Below are 16610 nucleotides of genomic sequence, written 5' to 3' on the forward strand. Positions count from 1 at the left end.
ACATAAGATTTGTTATTACTCCCTTCCGAGATTCATTTTAATATACCGGTGCATTGCCTCCAGGAAATAATAATCAGCATAAATCAATGGCACATCCACTTCCCTGTCACTGGGGAGGTTACCCACGCTATGTTTCAGTAAAAAATAAGGATTGCTGCCGGTATCATTCAGGTACTCCGGCCGGCTGAGTGATTCCAGCATATTTGCAGCTGCGTCATAATATTTTTTCCTGCGTTTTCCGTCGCAATATTCACTTAATTCCAGCAGTGCCGATGCTGTGATGGAAGCAGCTGAAACATCCCGCGGAACCGGGTTGTATTTGTTTGGGTCATAAGCCCAGTCAGGCTTATACCCCTTCTGCCCGGCGTTGAAATCCCAAAGCGGAATCCTGTCTGCCGGAAGCCTTTTATTATCCAGGTAAAAATCTGCCATACCAATGGCCGTCTGAAGGAATCGCCGGTCTTTTGTAAACCGGTAAGTGGCGGTGAACCCATAAATACCCCAGGCCTGACCCCTTGACCAGGCTGAGTTATCTGAAAACCCCTGCAGGGTCTGCTGATGGAGCATTTTACCCGAAACCGGATCATAATTCACCACGTGGAAAGAACTGTGATCGGGCCTGACATGGTTCTTCCTGGTGGTTTCGGCGTGTTTCACTGCAATGTGGTAAAAGCTGGAATCGCCGGTTTCCTTTGCTGCCCAAAACAGCAATTCAAGGTTCATCATATTATCCATGATAACCGGGAATTGCCAATGGTTGCGGCCATCTTTTGACCTGCGTGCCGGCCAGGACTGGATGCTGCCGACAACAGGGGAATACCGTTTGCAGAGGGAGCGGGCCGATTGCACCAGGATGGGCTTGTAGGATTCATTGCCCGTAAGCCGGAGACCGTTTCCATAACTGCTGAACATCATGAAACCGATATCATGGTGGACGGTATTAAATTGGTTGGATTCAAGTGAAGCCGTCCATTCCTCCGCAGCTTTTTTCCATTTTGCATCGCCGGTGAATTCAAACATAAACCAGAGGCAACCGGGCCAGAAGCCGCCTGTCCATTCATCGATACCATAATAAAAAAGGCTGCCGTCCTTATTCAGCGAATGCGGGTATTTGGACTTGTCCGTAGCTGTTAGTAACAACTGGTCATAGCGCTTTTCCGCCACCTGGAAATTTCTTTCTATCAGTTGCATTTTAATGGTTCCTGACCAGGAAAGCAGGGAAAAAGACAAAGCAACTATTACCGATATGGCCAATAGCCAATGGAATCGCATTCTCATGAAAACAGTGTTGGTTTTTTAAAATGGCAACCTACTGTTCATAAGACCGGCGAAACCGGAAAAGTCCCACGGTCGGGAAAAATATTTTTCCCGACCGTGGGACTTTTCCTTTTTTAATAATTCACCCTGATCTCTTCGAAATACCTTGGCAGCCAGACCTGCATGGGGCTGCTGCCGCGGTTGTTCCAACTGAAATAAGGGATGGCGGTGATGGTTTGCGGGCTGGTGGTCACGGATTTTTTATCGGCGCTGATGGTGGTAACCGGCGCTTCAAAACTGATGGTATGGATGCCTCCCAGCAGGTCGGGACGGTGGGTCACGGTAAAAGCGGGTTGTTCGGGTATCACGAAATTCCAGGCGGCGTTGTTATTGTCTTTACCTTCCACACAGTACACCAGGGGACCATATTGCAGGGCAAGGCGGTTGGCATTTTGCTTCAGTTCGGGGCGGCTGGTTACGAGGCGGGGCTCCAGGGGAAAATCAACCGTTACCCGGTCGCCTTTTGACCAGGTGCGGGTGATCACCGCATAGCCGTTCTCCAGGGAATAGTCCACCGCTTTGCCATTAACGGTGATGGATGGCCGTAGATCTTTTTTGTCGGCATACCGGTATAGTTCACCCGGAACCGGCTGATTCAGCCAACCCGGGACCCGCAGGCGGAGGGAAAAGGATTTTTTACGGTCAGGCTGCACCGTTAGTGTCGTATTTCCCTTCCAGGGGTAACCGGTTTGCAGTTGCAGGTTTACCCCGGTTCCGCCGATAGTCAGTTTCGTGCTGCTGCCGATATACAGGTTTACCCAGATGCCGTCAGTTGAAGTATTGTAAATGTAATTTCCCAGCGAAGCCACCAGTCGCGCAATATTGGAGGGACAGCAGGCGGTGCCGAACCATTCCCTTCGGTTATGCGTTCCTGTGGAGGCCAGCGGGTTGCCGTAGAAAAAATGATCCCCGCTGAGCGACAAGCCATCCAGTGCCGCATTGTAGAGGCTGCGTTCCAGCACATCCACATATTTGGCATCGCCCGTGAGCATGTTCATGCGCTGGTTCCAGAATACCATTCCCACCGAAGCGCAGGTTTCGCTGTAAGCCAGTTCATTCGGAAGGTCGTAGTCGACCCCAAACCCTTCATTGCGCGCCTGGGCGCCGATGCCGCCGGTGAGGTACATATTGCGGTACACCACATCTTCCCAAACCTTTTTCATGGCATTCACATAACCGGCATCGTTAGTAACGGCGGCCACATCTGCAGCCCCGGTATAGAGGTACATGGCCCGAACGGCATGGCCGGTAATTTCTTTCTGGTCCTTCACCGGCACTTCGTCCTGGCAGTATTTCGGGTCCTTCCACTGGTCCCAGATCACGCCCTTGCCATACCCATGTCCACGCTGTTCCAGGAACCACCTGGACAACTCCAGGTATTTGTTGTCGCCGGTATGGTGATAGAGTTTCATCAGGGCCAGTTCAATTTCCTGGTGGCCGCTTACCCAGGGGCGGTTGGCCAGGCGAAACACCGAATCAATATGTGCCGCAAGGCGGATGGCCACATCCAGCAGTTGTCTTTTACCGGTTGTGTTGTGGTAGGCAATGGCTGCTTCGACCAGGTGACCCGCACAATAGTCCTCGTGCTTCTCCATATCAGTCCAGCGCTTATCCAGTCCCGTTAAAGTATAATAGGTATTCAGGTAGCCGTCGGGTAATTGTGCGGCGGCAATTTTAGCGATCCATTCGTCGGCCTTTGCCTCCAGGGCCGCATCGGGGTTGTTTCGCAGCGAATAAGCCATGGCTTCCAGGGCCTTGTACACATCGGAGTCGTCGTAATAGATGCCCTCGAATTTCCCCGGCAGGTGGGTGGCCGCTCTTTCAAAATTGCGGATGCGCCCGGTTTTATTCTCGGTGTAATCTATGCAGGCTTTGATCGTAACATCTGCCACGGATTTCATTCGCGGAGACCAGAAGTCATCGGTTATGCTTACCTGTGAAAAGGAAACAGGGTATAGTTTTTGGAGGGACTGGCTGCGGGCGGTGACTGCCAGGAGCAGCAGGCCGAGTGCAATCGGGATATTTTTTACCATGACTATAGATTAGACTTTGAAAAGTTAACCATTAAACTACTTACGGGCGTCTTTCACGCACCGGAATCCAACCGTAGCATTTCTTTCAAACCCCTGCGACACCCGCAGTAGATGCTGCCGGTAATGCAATTCCCGCGGTCCGCCCTGCACATACCACCAGCTGCTGGAAGGTTTGAAATAGCTGCCACCCTTCAGGATAATATAGCGGAAACTTCCGCTCATGTATTCATCATGGGTGAATTGCCAGACGCAGCCAACCAGGTCATACAGGCCAAATGGATTGACGCCTTTTTTATATGTACCGACAGGATACAGTTTACCATCACCCAGGTTGCACCTGGAAGAATCGATTCCTTCAATAGCCGAAGTCGACAAGGTGTTGGTCACATATTGGATCTTGCGGGTTACGGGTGTGGTCTGCTTCCAGGGCCATTCACTGCCTTCCCCTCCCCCTGCTGCATACTGCCATTCCAATTCAGTGGGCAGGCGTTTTCCGGCCCATCCGGCATAGGCTTTCGCATCTTCATAACTGATATACACAACCGGGAAATTCTCTTCTCCCCTGCGGATCTTTCCCTTTATCCAGTGTTTAAGGAAATTGGCGGTATCGGCGGGTTTATAGCGGGTGGACAGTATAAATTGCTGAAACTGGATATTGGTCACAGGGTACTGGTCCATAAAAAAGGAAGGCATGGAGAAATTGCTGTCAAGGTCCTGCTTCGGGTAGGAAATAAATTCATCGCCGCTGCTTGCCCTGAAATGAAATTTGCCGGCAGGAATGCTTACCATTCCCGGCGGGGGCTGCAGGGCATAAGTGGTTTGCTGCACCACCGAGGTTCTCCTGGCTTCACCGGGTTTTACCGATACAATGGTTTCATCCAGCAATAAACCATCCTCCATAAGTTGAATAATAAAATCGCCCTCAAAGCGGCCAAAATGTTCATTGAGCATGATGGAATGTGCGCCAGATGCCAGCACCAGCGGCTTTTTATCATAGGCAGGCGCGCCGGCCCAGATCCTGATTTCACCGCGCCGGCCTGGTGTATTCACAGTCAGGAGATCGCCATTTCTACCGGCGTTGATCAGCACCGGCAATTTTGCGATGCAGTCCACTTCGCCTTCATTATTGGTACCCAGGAATTTCCTGTTAAAAGGGTCGGTACTGGCTTCGATCATCCATTTACCGTTCTCCTTTTGGGGATCCAGCAGGCGGTGATGCCAGAGGTCCACATAATGATAACCCGCTTCGGGTTCCACTTCAAACAGGAAGCCATTGTATCCCTCCGGCAGGATACTGTAAATGGTATAGATTGTTTTTTCTTTTCCGGGCCATTTATTCACCCATATATTTTCCGCCCTTGTTGACAGCAGGGGAACCCAGCCGGGGGCGGTGAAGTTGGTGGTGTTTTCGCGCAATATGCGGGTGGTCCGGCCGAGGTAGCCATATTGTTCCTCCACCCAGTCGGGCATACCCGGGGCCATGATATTCAGTTCGGTGCCATACCCGTTGAAAAAGGAAGTGGCGAATTCGCGGCGGATCCTTTCCCGGTATAATTCGGCCACGCGGTAAATCGCAAATTCGGGTTTGATGAGTTTATTCAGGTTTAGCATGGGCGGATAGTAGAGGGCGTTGTGCACCCGGCCCGAAGGAATGCCCGGCATGTCTTTAGGAACAGCCATCCCCTCACTATACATGATCACACCCTTTTTCACCTTGTCGGCGGCCGCCTGTAATTCCCTGCTGGATTCGCCTTTTGTATCCAGCACCACGCCATCCGCCCCTGTTTCGGCGATCAGGTCGGCGATCCCGCTCAGGTGGTTTTCGCCACGGGTGCTTTCATCCCAGGGGTTGTAACAGACAAAGAGTTTTACGTTTTCAGCATGCAGTTGTTTTGCGAGCGCCCGGATCTGCCTGCTGCCTCCCGGCAAATCGCGAAACAGGTCAAACTGGTTGCGCTGGTCGAGTCCCAGCGTAGGCCAGGTGGGCCAGATGCCGATCACGTCATCCCCGCCATATAAAGCCTTTCCCCTTTTCACAAAATCAGGCAGGGTGTATTTACCGGTGCGGCCATCGTAGAAATATTTATCCCAGGCCTTCATCAGGTGCATCACATAGGTGTGGCGGATCCACTGCAGGTCCTTTCTTTCAAACAGTGCATTGTCGAAATGGTCAAGATCATACAGGAACCTTTGCTGAAAGATCAGGGTAAGTGCATCCTGCCAGTTGCCACCGGAGGTTTCTGCGAAAAAATCATATTTCACGGAACCACCCGGATAGAGGATGGTCTCAAAGCGGGTGCGGGTGCCCTTTTCGATGCTGGTCCTGTTGCGACGAACGAGACCAGCAACTGACAATCCGGCTTCAAGCTGAAAATTACAATAGCCGAGATCCCAGGCGTTGTCGGGAACAATCACATTAACGGCCTGTCTGCCGGGAATAAAAAGATGGGTGCGGCTCAGTCCATGATCCCCCTGCCCTGTTATATACACATGATCGGAGGCGATGCCAAATGGAACTATGTTTTTCAGGCGGACAGTATCCGGGGAAATATTTTGAAAGCGGAGTTCAGCTTTCAATCCGGTTGCCAGAACGCCGGTATGGATCCAGGAAGTTTTTATCAAACTGTTTGCGGATTCTTGTCCCGACACAACCTGTTTTCCGTTTGCAATAAAACTAACCAGTGGGACTGTCCTGCCCAGCGGATATTGTTTTCCTGCTGTTATAATGGTAGACACAGACAGTGAATCTGCGGACAAACCCATTCCTTTCAAGGCCGGCTGCGCCATCAGGTTGAAAGCGGCCAGCATAGGAAAGGCGAAGCGAACTGCCAAAATAAAAGTTACCCGTACCATATTATCGTCGTATTAGTGAACTAACATTAATCAGTTTACAAAGTGATAAAAGTCACTATCAATTACCCTTGCGGTCATAAGTGTACAATTTACGCTTAGGTAGCTTTGTTCCAGCAATCAAGATTACAGAACAAAACTTATTACGATGAAGCCCTTATTACAAACCCGGAAAATGAAAGCTGCGCTTTTACTGGGTTTTTGCATCGCCGCTATTGGAATGTCAGCTACCGTATTTGGACAAACGAATTATAAAGGATCTGATATCAAGACCACCCTGGCTGGAACTTCAAACATTCACGACTGGGTGATGATTTCACAAAAAGGCACCTGTAACGCTGTGGTGGTATTGCAGGACGGCGCCATCACCAATATATCCTCGCTTCAGTTCAGCATGCCCGCAGAAAGCCTCAAGAGCGAACACACACAGATGGATAAAAATACTTACAAGGCATTGAACACCAGCAAAAATCCCAATATCAGTTTTACCGCCACTTCTTCCACTGTGAAACCAAATGGCAAAGGATATCTCATCAATACAAAAGGAAAACTGACCATTTCAGGCGTAACCAAAGATGTTGACCTGGTGGCCCACGGAGTGGTAAATGCCGATAAGAGCATCCATTTCACCGGTTCCTACAAGTTCAAGATGACAGAATTTAAAGTTACTCCGCCCAGTATCATGCTGGGAACCATCAAAGTGGGTGACCCATTGGAAGTAAAATATGATTTCGTAGTGAAAACTCCATAACCCTGAACCAACAAAATTTATTTACATCACAAGCACTTAGTCATGAAAACATTATTTAACCAACAACTCAGGAAATTAGCTGCTGTAGTATTGCTGACATTTCCTATCCTGGGCTTTGGCCAGGACGTAAAACAAGAGATTAAAGAACATTATGGTCGTCCATCCAACTGGAGGCCTTATGATAAGAGTGGTATCAACATGTTTGAAACTTCAAAGCAGGACAGCACTCCATTTGAAGGCGCAAGGATCCGTTTTGGTGCAGGCTTCTCCCAGACCTACCAGAACCTCGACCATGAAAACGGAACCAAAGGTGCAGTACCACTGTACCAGATGGGCCCCGGATTCAACCTGGCACAAGCCAACCTGAACATTGATTTCCAACTGGCGGATGGTATCAGGGTTTCCCTGGAGAACTATATGTCTGCCCGTCACCACAACGAATTCTGGGTTAAAGGCGGTTATATCCAGTTCGACAAACTGCCTTTCAAAGGAAAATTCTGGCAGGACCTGATGGAGATCGCCACCATCAAGATCGGACACTTCGAAGTGAACTACGGTGACCAGCACTTCCGCAGGTCAGACGGTGGTAACACCATCTACAACCCCTTCATTGAAAACTATATAGTGGATGCGTTCTCTACAGAAATCGGTGGTGAGGTTTACCTGAAGAAAAATGGTTTCTTCGGTATGGTGGGTGTAACCAACGGTACCATCAACTCCTCTATCAACAAACAAGGCGCCGACTTCAGCAGCGACTCTTCCAAATACCCGGCCCTTTACCTGAAAGCAGGCGTGGACAAGCAGATCACAGAAGATTTCAGGCTGCGTTTCACCGGTTCCTACTACCTGAACAACAAGTCCCAGCGTAACGTACTGTACGCAGGTGACCGTACCGGTTCCAACTACTTTGCCGTAATGGAAACAAAAGGAGCCGACCTGAAAGCGAACTTCACCTCCGGCCGTTTCGCTCCCGGATTCTCCAGGAATGTACGCGCCATCATGCTGAACGGTTTTGCTAAATACAAAGGACTGGAACTGTTTGGTACCATTGAAAATGCAAAAGGTAACGCTGAAACTTCATCAGACCCCGACAAGCGTACCATGAACCAGTTGGCGATTGATGGTGTGTATCGTATCGGTGCAAAAGAAAACCTCTTCGTGGGTGCCCGTTACAACAACGTAAGCGCTGAAATGCCAGGGTACACAGACAAAGTGAAAATTGATCGTTTTGCCCTGAGTGCCGGCTGGTTCCTGACCAAAAACATCCTGCTGAAAGGCGAAATCGTTAACCAGAATTACAAAGACTTCAAAGAAACTGATATCAAATATAACGGCAAGTTCAACGGATACGTGATCCAGGCCGTTATCGGATTCTAACATTCTTTTCTGATGTGTGTTTGGAAAATGCCGGGGGATCATACCGCCGGCATTTCCTTTAATTAATTGAGTTAACTTTACAAGACCCAGGTAATGACAACCGTACTGATGATATTGTTCCACTTCCTTTTCAATCCCGGCAGCAAACCTCCGGTGGCAGAAAAGTGGATCATCGACAGGAACAGTGTCTTTACCATCGAAGGAAAATCAAATGTGGCCCCCTTCAGGTGCCAGACCACCGAGTACCTGAACAACGATACCATCACTTTATTCAGGAATGAAAATCCCAATGCGCCTTATTCATTCAGCGGCGGCCTTAAAATCCTGATCCGCTGGTTTGATTGTGAACAACAGGTGATGACCCGGGAAATGTGGCGAACACTGAAAGAAAAGGAAAAACCTGAAATGAAAATCAACCTGATCAGCATCACCCGGTTTAACCAGCACAGCCAGAAGGCGATGGGGCTGGTGGACATTGAGCTGGCCGGCGTTACAAAAAGATGCGAGATACTGTTTGAAGTGCATAACGGACAACCGAAATTGCTCAGCTTTTCAGGCACCAGGCAAATGTGCTTTGCAGACTTCAAACTTAAGCCACCGAATAAACTGGCGGGACTAATCAAAGTGGAAGAAAACCTGATGGTCAGATTTAAAATCAACATGAAAGCCGCCGGCTAATTAACACCTTTTACTATGTTCGCTATCAACTGGAAAAAAGTTCTTCTGTCGCTCAGCATCTCTTCAGTAGTATTGCTGATCATGAGTTTCGTGATGCTGAAACTATCCATTTACCTGTTTCCCGTACTGACCATGGAATACCTCAGCCCGGTATTCCGTTCGGCAGGAAAGATGGACTGGCTCTATTATGTTCACCCCCTGATCATCAGTATTGCACTGCTCTGGTTCTGGGAAAGGTATAAGGGAATATTTTCCGGCCCCTGCATACTGCGCGCATTTGAAGTGGCGCTGGTGTATGGCATTGTGGCCATGATACCGGTACTCTGGCTCACTTTCAGCGCCATAGATGTATCACTGCAGATGATCCTCACCTGGTTATTGTATGGATTTATCCAGGCATTCGCTGCAGGCATTGTGTTCGCCAAATTAAATCCCTGAGGACGGTTGCCGGCGATCCCTTCAGAAATCTTCCGGAATCACCAGCAAAGGCTGACTGGTAGTGTACAACATGTTTTTAGTGAAACTCTCTACAAAGAACCGCTGCAGGAAATGTTTTTCCCGTCGCACCATCACCACCATGTCATAGGGAAGCTCCTGGTGCAAACGTTCCATGGCATCCACCATTGAAACTGTTTTCACCAGTTCAAAACTGATGGTAAAATCGCTGTAATCCTGTTGCAGCGCATGTGCATACTTTTCAAAAAAACCGCTCTCCTGATCGAGGTTGGTTTCGCCGGCATCACCATGGATCATGTGCACCACGGTAATCTTCGCCTCATACAATTTAGCCAGGGAAAGAACCAGGTTAAATGCAGTTCTGTCCGGGGCCATACAATCTGTTGCGTAAACAATCTGTGCCGGAAGTTTCCAGTCAAACTTTTCGGGAATCAGCAAAACGGGGCAATCAGCCTGTTTGATAATACGGGAAGCGATCGTACCAACCAGGGCCCGCTTCAATCCACCGGCCCCCTGGGTGCCCATCACGACCAGGTCAATCTGGTTGTGTTCGGCAAAACCAAGAATATTATCCACCACAGGCGCCCTTCCCAGGATCGTTGACACAGGAACAGAAAAATCCGCTGGCACAAATTTATGCGTCAGGCGCTGGAGCTGTTTCATGAGATCAGACTCCATCTGTTCATTGTACAATCTCCTTTTGGTGACATTGTCAATAAATTCGGACTCCACCGGTTCATACACATGATACAGGATAACGGCAGCGCCTGATTTTGCAGCAATATCCAGCGCATACTGAAATGCCCGCTCCGCTGTGGGTGAAAAGTCCGTAGGTACTACTATCCTTTTCATACTATATTTCTCCTGGTATTACCAATAAAGGGATATTGGTGTGAAAAGCCATCCTGCGCGACTGACTTGCGGCAAACAACTGGTTGATGAAATTCCGTTGATAGGTAATCATCACCAGCAGGTCGACCCCCTGTTTTTCAATATAATCCTGGAGGGACTGTTCAAAATCATTACCGGTGAGATGGCTGACCACCAATGAATCCTCGCCGTATCTGTCAAGCAGCAGTTTTTTATACGCTGCCAGCTTTTCTTCCTGATCCAGGTAGGTGCCGGCAGAATCCTTTTTGACATCTGTAAAAACCGTTACGTGCAAGGTAGAGAGGAAGAGATCCGCCATCTCCACCACAGGGTTCAGGATGGCAGGCTGCTCCTCAAAATGGTTGGTAGCCAGCAACACATTGTCGATCTTTTTAGCCTCATACTGCAACGGTATGATCATCACCGGAACATTGTTTTTTCCGATCTGGTGGGTGGCCGTACTACCCCAGATTTTCTCCCGGAGGCCGCCGGTTCCAACAGTGCCCATCACAATGAGGTCTGCATGAAGGTCATCGGCCAGTTGGGTAATACTCGCATTCACCGCACCTGTAAACAGGTGGGTGGTAACGGCAACCTGCTCTGTCTCTTCAATGGCCTTCTTATGCAGGTCCAGCTTACGTTTGGCCTCCTCCAGCATTTCCTGGTTGTATTGCCGGTTAATACCGACCTGGTCGTTGAACATAGACTCACTAACCTCGCTGACATGCAGCAATGCAATATCGGCCAGGCTGAGTTTGGCAAGCTCTACGGCAAAATTGATTGCACCGCCTGCGCAAGTCGAAAAATCTGTTGGCACCAATATCGTTTTCATACCCTTGGTTTTTAATAATGATTCAATGGTGTGCTATAAACAATGGCTGGTCCAGGTCACGCATCAGGATATCAGCCATACTGGTTTTAAACATCCGGGAAATCTCCCCCCGGCGGTAGGCTCCCAGAACAACGAGTTCATTACCCGACTGGTTTCTAAGGTGACCGCAGACCTGCTCCTCCGCCTCGCCCTTCAAAACGGTATAAGTAGCATGCGGGAAATGCCATTTGGTAAATTCGCGCATCAGCTTATTGTCAGGCAGGCGCACAGTTGATGTACTGTCTTTTACAGTAAACACTTCAATCGGGAGTTCTTTCAGGTCATCCATCAGGTAGCTGAACATTTTAGCGGCATACACGGCCGAAGGACCACCATCATACAGCAGGGTTATGCTATCAATCGGCTTGTATTTCGGCGGAACAACCAGTACCGGGCACTGGGTTACCGTAAGCAGGTTCCTGACGAATCGGGTGGGAGCTTTTTCCTTCAACAGGGAGAAGGTCTCCGCCTTGCTGATGATAACCAGGTCGGCGAAAATACTTTCATGCTTCAACTCCAGCTCCGCGATCTTTTTGTCGCGGTGGATGTTGAAACGGATACCGGCCTTCTCGCAGGCCTGCTGGAAATAAAGAGCGGATTCATTTCTCTTCTGCTGGTCCTTTGCATCGAGTTCATTCATGGTACGGGTAACATCACCCGATTCCATGATCACTTTATACACGTCATAACTGCGGTAAACAGACTCGTCGAGAAAAACACCCACCAGGTGGGCATCTGTTGCCTTTGTAACCTGGATGGCATAATCCAGTGTGCTCTTAGACATTTTGAATCCGTCAAAAACAGCCAGGTACTTTTTCATGACTATAATTTTTGGCAGCCTTCATATGCCGGATTACCTGTATTACAGGCAGGTAAATGTATTATCGTTTACACAGGAATGCAATGACTCTCCTCACTTGATGGAATGATTATGACCAATTCCTACTATATTCGTAGACATTAAGTCAACAATAATAAAAGCAAGCCATTTCAAACCTTGATTATGTCAAAAAATCTCCGTTTCGAAACACTCCAGGTGCATGCCGGTCAGGAACCGGATCCGGTAACCAAATCGCGCGTGGTGCCCATCTACCAGACCAGCTCCTATGTTTTCGACAGTGCCGAACAAGCGGCCAACCTGTTCGGGCTGCGCGAATTCGGGAATATCTATACCCGGCTGATGAACCCCACCACCGATGTGTTTGAAAAGCGGGTGGCGGCCCTGGAAGGCGGTGTAGCGGCGCTGGCCATGTCATCCGGACAAAGTGCGCAGTTCATTGCCCTGCAGAACATCCTGCAGCAGGGAGACAATATCGTGTCTTCCTCCTACCTCTATGGCGGCACCTATAACCAGTTCAAGGTTACCCTGAAGCGTTTAGGCTTTGAGGTGAGATTTGCCGACGGGGATAACCCGGCGGATTTTGCGGCGAAAATAAATGACCGTACCCGTGCCATTTATGTGGAAACTATTGGCAACCCGGGGTTCAGTATTCCCGATTTTGAACAACTGGCCGAGATCGCGCAGAAAAACCAGATCCCGCTGATCGTTGACAATACCTTCGGTGCGGGCGGCTATCTCTGCCGGCCTATTGATTTCGGGGCCAATGTGGTGGTGGAATCCGCCACCAAATGGATTGGCGGGCACGGCACCAGCATCGGCGGCATCATCGTGGATGCCGGTAATTTCAACTGGGGTAATGGCAAATTCCCCTATTTCAGCGAACCCGATGAAGCCTACCATGGCATGAAGTTCTGGGAGGTATTCGGTGCGGGCAGCCCCTTTGGAAACATCGCCTATATCATACGGGCAAGGGTAACCGGACTTCGGAGTCTGGGTACAGCCGTAAGTCCATTCAACTCCTTCCTCTTCCTGCAGGGACTGGAAACGCTGAGCCTGCGCGTGCAGCGCACCGTTGACAATGCCCAGGCCCTGGCCGAATGGCTGGAAGCACAGCCGCAGGTGGAGTATGTGAACTACCCCGGACTAAAAGGCAACAAATACCATGAGCTGGCAAAAAAATACCTGCGCAATGGTTTTGGCGGTGTATTGTCATTCAAGATCAAAGGCGGAAAAGAAGCTGCCGACAAATTCGTGAACAGCCTGGAACTCATCAGCCATCTCGCCAATGTAGGCGATGCCAAGACCCTGATCATCCATCCCGCCACCACCACACACGAACAGCTCACCGAAGCCGAGCAAAAATCCGCGGGTGTGGAACCCGGACTGCTACGGATTTCGCTGGGCATTGAACATATTGAAGACATCAAGGATGATATCACCGCAGCATTCAAGGCCGTAACGGGTTGATTGAATTACCTGCTCATTCTTCGCAGCTGCTTCTCTTTGAGGAGCAGCCTTTTTTTTATCTTACTTAAAAACTCCGGCGACATGCCCAGGTAAGATGCGATGTGTTTCTGGGAAATCAGCTGGTCCATGGCGGGATAGGATTCACGAAAAGCCAGGTACCTGTTTTCGGCATCCAGGCTCATGCCATGTAACACCCTTTGCTGGAAGGACGCATAGGCATTCTGGGTCAGCAGGCGGAAAAACCTTTCCAATTCAGGCACTTTTTCATACAGCCATTGAAGATCATCGTAGGAAATGGAGATAGTGGAAGCAGGTTCCAGTGCCTCCGTAATCAGCTTTCCGGGCTGTTGCAGGATGAAACTCGCATAATCACCAATCCACCAGCCGGCAACCGCCAGTTGTATAGTATGTTCCTGACCGTTATGATCAATATAATAGGTCCTTGCACTTCCATTTACAATGAAATTGGTATAGCGGTTGATTTCGTCCTCCGAATTGATGAATTCTTTTTTCCTGAATTGCCTTGGAATGAGCTTTGAAATAATCAAAGCTTCCCCGGCATCGGTGAGGCGGGTGTTTTTGCGGATGCTATCGATCAATGCCTGAGGATCCATCATTAAATATACAACTTGCTTTTGTCAGGCTGTTCTGCCTGAAGTTTACGATAATGGCCGGAGGTGATTAATCTGCACTGGTAATTGCCTGGTCAATGGAATACCTGCCGGAACCCGTGAGCAGGATGGTAAGGGCAAGTCCAATCGCCAGAATATGGTATTCAACACCCTCCCCTTTCTGGATACCGATCCAGTTCATGAAAAATCCATGATCGAGGTGACTGGTAGTGATCATACCAAAAAATAAAATCGTCATGGCGAGGGCCACCAGTCTGCTGGCAAATCCGGCCAGGAGAAAGATTGAACCTACAAACTGGATCAGGATCACCAGGAATCCGATCAGCCAGGGCAATCCAACCGTTCCGGTGAAATACTGCATGGAAACGTTAAAGCCAAAGCCATCAAACCACCCCAATAAAAGCTGGCAACCATGGGGCAGAATAACGGCACCCAATGTAAAGCGGAGGAGTAAGCCATGCCAGTGGGATCCGGTTCGCAGGGAAGAAAATAAGATGTTCATGATGTAGATTTAATTGAACTGTGTAATTGAACTGTGAATTTTACGGGCACAAAACTCAGCCGTTGATTGCACAGTAAAAATGAACCAGTTCAAGTTTTGACCAGCAACAGAAAATTTATCCGAACTTATCCAGACAAATCAATCCCACATGAAGTACAAGCTGATTATGGCAGCATTAATGGGTCTGTGCCTCTCCGTAAATGGACAGCCGGTTAAGCAATACGGAAGTTTAAAAGTGAAGGGTACCAGGTTGGTTGACCAGCGGGGTCAGCCGGTCATGCTGAGAGGGATGAGTTTCGGCTGGCATAATTTCTGGCCCAGGTTTTACACGGCAGGAGTGGTGAGCTGGCTGCACCGGGACTGGAAAATAAATGTGGTGAGAGCGGCAATGGGTATTGAACCGGGGGATAACAGTTACCTCGCAAGAAAGGAATGGTCAGAGGAAAAAATAAAAACCGTGGTGGAGGCAGCCATCAGGGAAAATATCTATGTAATCATCGACTGGCACAGCCATAATATCAACCTGGCGGAAGCCAAAGCATTTTTTGCTGAGATGTCCGCCAGTTATGGCAAATACCCGCATGTCATTTATGAGATCTTCAACGAACCGGACAAGGAAAGCTGGGCGGAAGTGAAAGCATACTCGGAAGAACTCATCCGGACCATCAGGGCCAATGACCCGGATAATATCATCCTGGTGGGATCACCACATTGGGACCAGGATGTACATATTGTTGCGGACGACCCCATACAGGGATTTGACAATATCATGTACACCCTTCATTATTATGCAGCGACCCACCACCAGTTCCTGCGCGACCGGGGTGAGTATGCGCTGAAGAAAGGCGTCCCTCTTTTCATTTCAGAGTCGGCAGGTATGGAAGCCACGGGAGATGGTCCGCTGAATGAAGCCGAGTGGCAGAGATGGATAGACTGGTCGGAGAAAAACGGGATCAGCTGGGTCACCTGGTCGGTTTCGGATAAAGATGAAACCTGCTCGGTGCTGCTGCCCTCTGCTTCATCGGAAGGGAAATGGGCTGAAAAGGACCTGAAAGAATCCGGTAAAAAGTCCAGGGCGCTGATCAGGAAATACAATGGTGAGTGATGTGAAATAAAAAGGGCGCCCTTTCGGAGCGCCCTTTTTAAATTGACCTGGTATAATTAATACAGATAACTCAAAGCAGTCTTGTCGTTGTTGTTGAACGGACGGTTCATACCGCTACCGATACAGGCCAGCATCCAGGAGTTAGGATCGGCAGTTGTTGGCGTGCCGGGGATATGCACGGCGCCAACGGTTGATGCGCCCTCATTGGCATATGTACCACCGCAGCTATAGGAGCGATCCATATAGTCGGTATGACGGAAACCAATGCAATGGCCGATCTCGTGCGCCAGGATGGAAGCCACGGTATTGAGCGGCTGGGTTCCGATCTGGCGGGTAGCCACCAGCACCTGGCCATAAGGGTTACCGTTAGAAGTGGGGAAACCGGCGGAAGCCAGGTAGCGTGCACTCTTGGGAGCAGCCTTAATGTTGATTGTTGCACCGGAAGAAACCCGCTGGAAGGTCAACTGCAGGTTTTCTGCATTGTAACGGTTGATGGCCTCATCCGTGGCGGCAACATAGGAGGAACCCAGAGTGGGATCAACCGAAATGGTGATCACCCTTGGCAAACCAGTCACCAGGTTGGTGGTACGGTACTGTTCCGATTGTCCGACACGCAGAATCTTTCCATCAACGGAACGATTCAGCTCATTGGAAGGAATGAAGATGTCGCCCTCCACAATATAACCGCCTTCTGTGGCCATCAGGTTATTGGTGGAAAAACCCAGCGCTTTCACGCTGTTTACTACATCATCAGTGATTTCAAGTGCCTGTTCTGTGTTAGCCTCTTTGGAACAGGAAACAATGGTAAGCGCCAGCAATGCTGCGGCAGCGGTCATGCGAAATTTTTGAAACATAGGTGT

15 protein-coding genes are annotated in these 16610 nt (G+C 49.4%); 6 read left to right on the top strand and 9 right to left on the bottom strand.

Translation table 11 applies throughout. The annotated features are described in order from the left end of the window. Nucleotides 1–15: 15 nt before the first annotated feature. The 3 genes from BC349_RS10580 to BC349_RS10590 all read right to left on the bottom strand — a co-directional run bounded on the left by BC349_RS10580 (nt 16) and on the right by BC349_RS10590 (nt 6182). On the bottom strand, nt 16–1278 hold the full coding sequence (locus BC349_RS10580; RefSeq protein ID WP_246456886.1) for a glycoside hydrolase family 88 protein: 1263 nt from the start codon (nt 1276–1278) through the stop codon (nt 16–18). Between the two features lie 113 nt (nt 1279–1391). Further along, nucleotides 1392–3350, bottom strand: a complete 1959-nt coding sequence (locus tag BC349_RS10585; protein WP_187256695.1) for a glycoside hydrolase family 127 protein — start codon at nt 3348–3350, stop codon at nt 1392–1394. Nucleotides 3351–3386: 36 nt separating this feature from the next. Next, on the bottom strand, nt 3387–6182 hold the full coding sequence (locus BC349_RS10590; RefSeq protein ID WP_222840140.1) for a formylglycine-generating enzyme family protein: 2796 nt from the start codon (nt 6180–6182) through the stop codon (nt 3387–3389). Between the two features lie 166 nt (nt 6183–6348). On the opposite strand from BC349_RS10590, the gene BC349_RS10595 reads away from it, so the two are divergent. From BC349_RS10595 to BC349_RS10610, 4 genes are all read left to right on the top strand, one after another. Further along, nucleotides 6349–6951: a YceI family protein gene (locus BC349_RS10595; RefSeq protein WP_187256697.1), complete on the top strand. Its 603-nt coding sequence runs from the start codon at nt 6349–6351 to the stop codon at nt 6949–6951. Nucleotides 6952–6993: 42 nt separating this feature from the next. Then, nucleotides 6994–8328: an RNA-binding protein gene (locus BC349_RS10600; RefSeq protein WP_187256698.1), complete on the top strand. Its 1335-nt coding sequence runs from the start codon at nt 6994–6996 to the stop codon at nt 8326–8328. Nucleotides 8329–8421: 93 nt separating this feature from the next. Beyond that, nucleotides 8422–9006, top strand: a complete 585-nt coding sequence (locus tag BC349_RS10605; RefSeq protein WP_187256699.1) for a hypothetical protein — start codon at nt 8422–8424, stop codon at nt 9004–9006. 15 nt (nt 9007–9021) lie between these two features. Continuing rightward, nucleotides 9022–9444, top strand: a complete 423-nt coding sequence (locus BC349_RS10610) for a hypothetical protein (protein WP_187256700.1) — start codon at nt 9022–9024, stop codon at nt 9442–9444. Between the two features lie 21 nt (nt 9445–9465). On the opposite strand, the gene BC349_RS10615 is transcribed toward BC349_RS10610, so the two are convergent. The 3 genes from BC349_RS10615 to BC349_RS10625 are packed head-to-tail and all read right to left on the bottom strand — an operon-like array spanning nt 9466 to nt 12023. Continuing rightward, on the bottom strand, nt 9466–10314 hold the full coding sequence (locus BC349_RS10615) for a universal stress protein (RefSeq protein WP_187256701.1): 849 nt from the start codon (nt 10312–10314) through the stop codon (nt 9466–9468). Nucleotide 10315: 1 nt separating this feature from the next. Continuing rightward, nucleotides 10316–11164, bottom strand: coding sequence for a universal stress protein (locus tag BC349_RS10620; RefSeq protein ID WP_187256702.1), 849 nt, complete (start codon nt 11162–11164; stop codon nt 10316–10318). A 22-nt stretch (nt 11165–11186) separates the two neighbouring features. Further along, complete coding sequence (locus tag BC349_RS10625; RefSeq protein ID WP_187256703.1) at nt 11187–12023, bottom strand: adenine nucleotide alpha hydrolase family protein; 837 nt, start codon at nt 12021–12023, stop codon at nt 11187–11189. A gap of 183 nt (nt 12024–12206) precedes the next feature. Between BC349_RS10625 and BC349_RS10630 the strand changes: the two genes are divergently transcribed. Next, on the top strand, nt 12207–13511 hold the full coding sequence (locus BC349_RS10630; protein ID WP_187256704.1) for an O-acetylhomoserine aminocarboxypropyltransferase/cysteine synthase family protein: 1305 nt from the start codon (nt 12207–12209) through the stop codon (nt 13509–13511). Nucleotides 13512–13516: 5 nt separating this feature from the next. Here the strand turns inward: BC349_RS10630 and BC349_RS10635 are convergent, their stop codons facing one another. Both BC349_RS10635 and BC349_RS10640 read right to left on the bottom strand, forming a co-directional pair. Further along, complete coding sequence (locus tag BC349_RS10635; protein WP_187256705.1) at nt 13517–14128, bottom strand: Crp/Fnr family transcriptional regulator; 612 nt, start codon at nt 14126–14128, stop codon at nt 13517–13519. 64 nt (nt 14129–14192) lie between these two features. Then, nucleotides 14193–14645, bottom strand: a complete 453-nt coding sequence (locus tag BC349_RS10640; RefSeq protein WP_187256706.1) for a DoxX family protein — start codon at nt 14643–14645, stop codon at nt 14193–14195. 148 nt (nt 14646–14793) lie between these two features. Between BC349_RS10640 and BC349_RS10645 the strand changes: the two genes are divergently transcribed. Further along, nucleotides 14794–15750, top strand: coding sequence for a glycoside hydrolase family 5 protein (locus tag BC349_RS10645; protein ID WP_187256707.1), 957 nt, complete (start codon nt 14794–14796; stop codon nt 15748–15750). Nucleotides 15751–15806: 56 nt separating this feature from the next. Here BC349_RS10645 and BC349_RS10650 read toward each other — a convergent pair whose 3' ends face one another. Then, nucleotides 15807–16604, bottom strand: coding sequence for a M57 family metalloprotease (locus BC349_RS10650; protein WP_187256708.1), 798 nt, complete (start codon nt 16602–16604; stop codon nt 15807–15809). Nucleotides 16605–16610: the final 6 nt, after the last annotated feature.

The organism is Flavihumibacter stibioxidans, from assembly GCF_014332695.1.
Lineage (GTDB): Bacteria > Bacteroidota > Bacteroidia > Chitinophagales > Chitinophagaceae > Flavihumibacter > Flavihumibacter stibioxidans.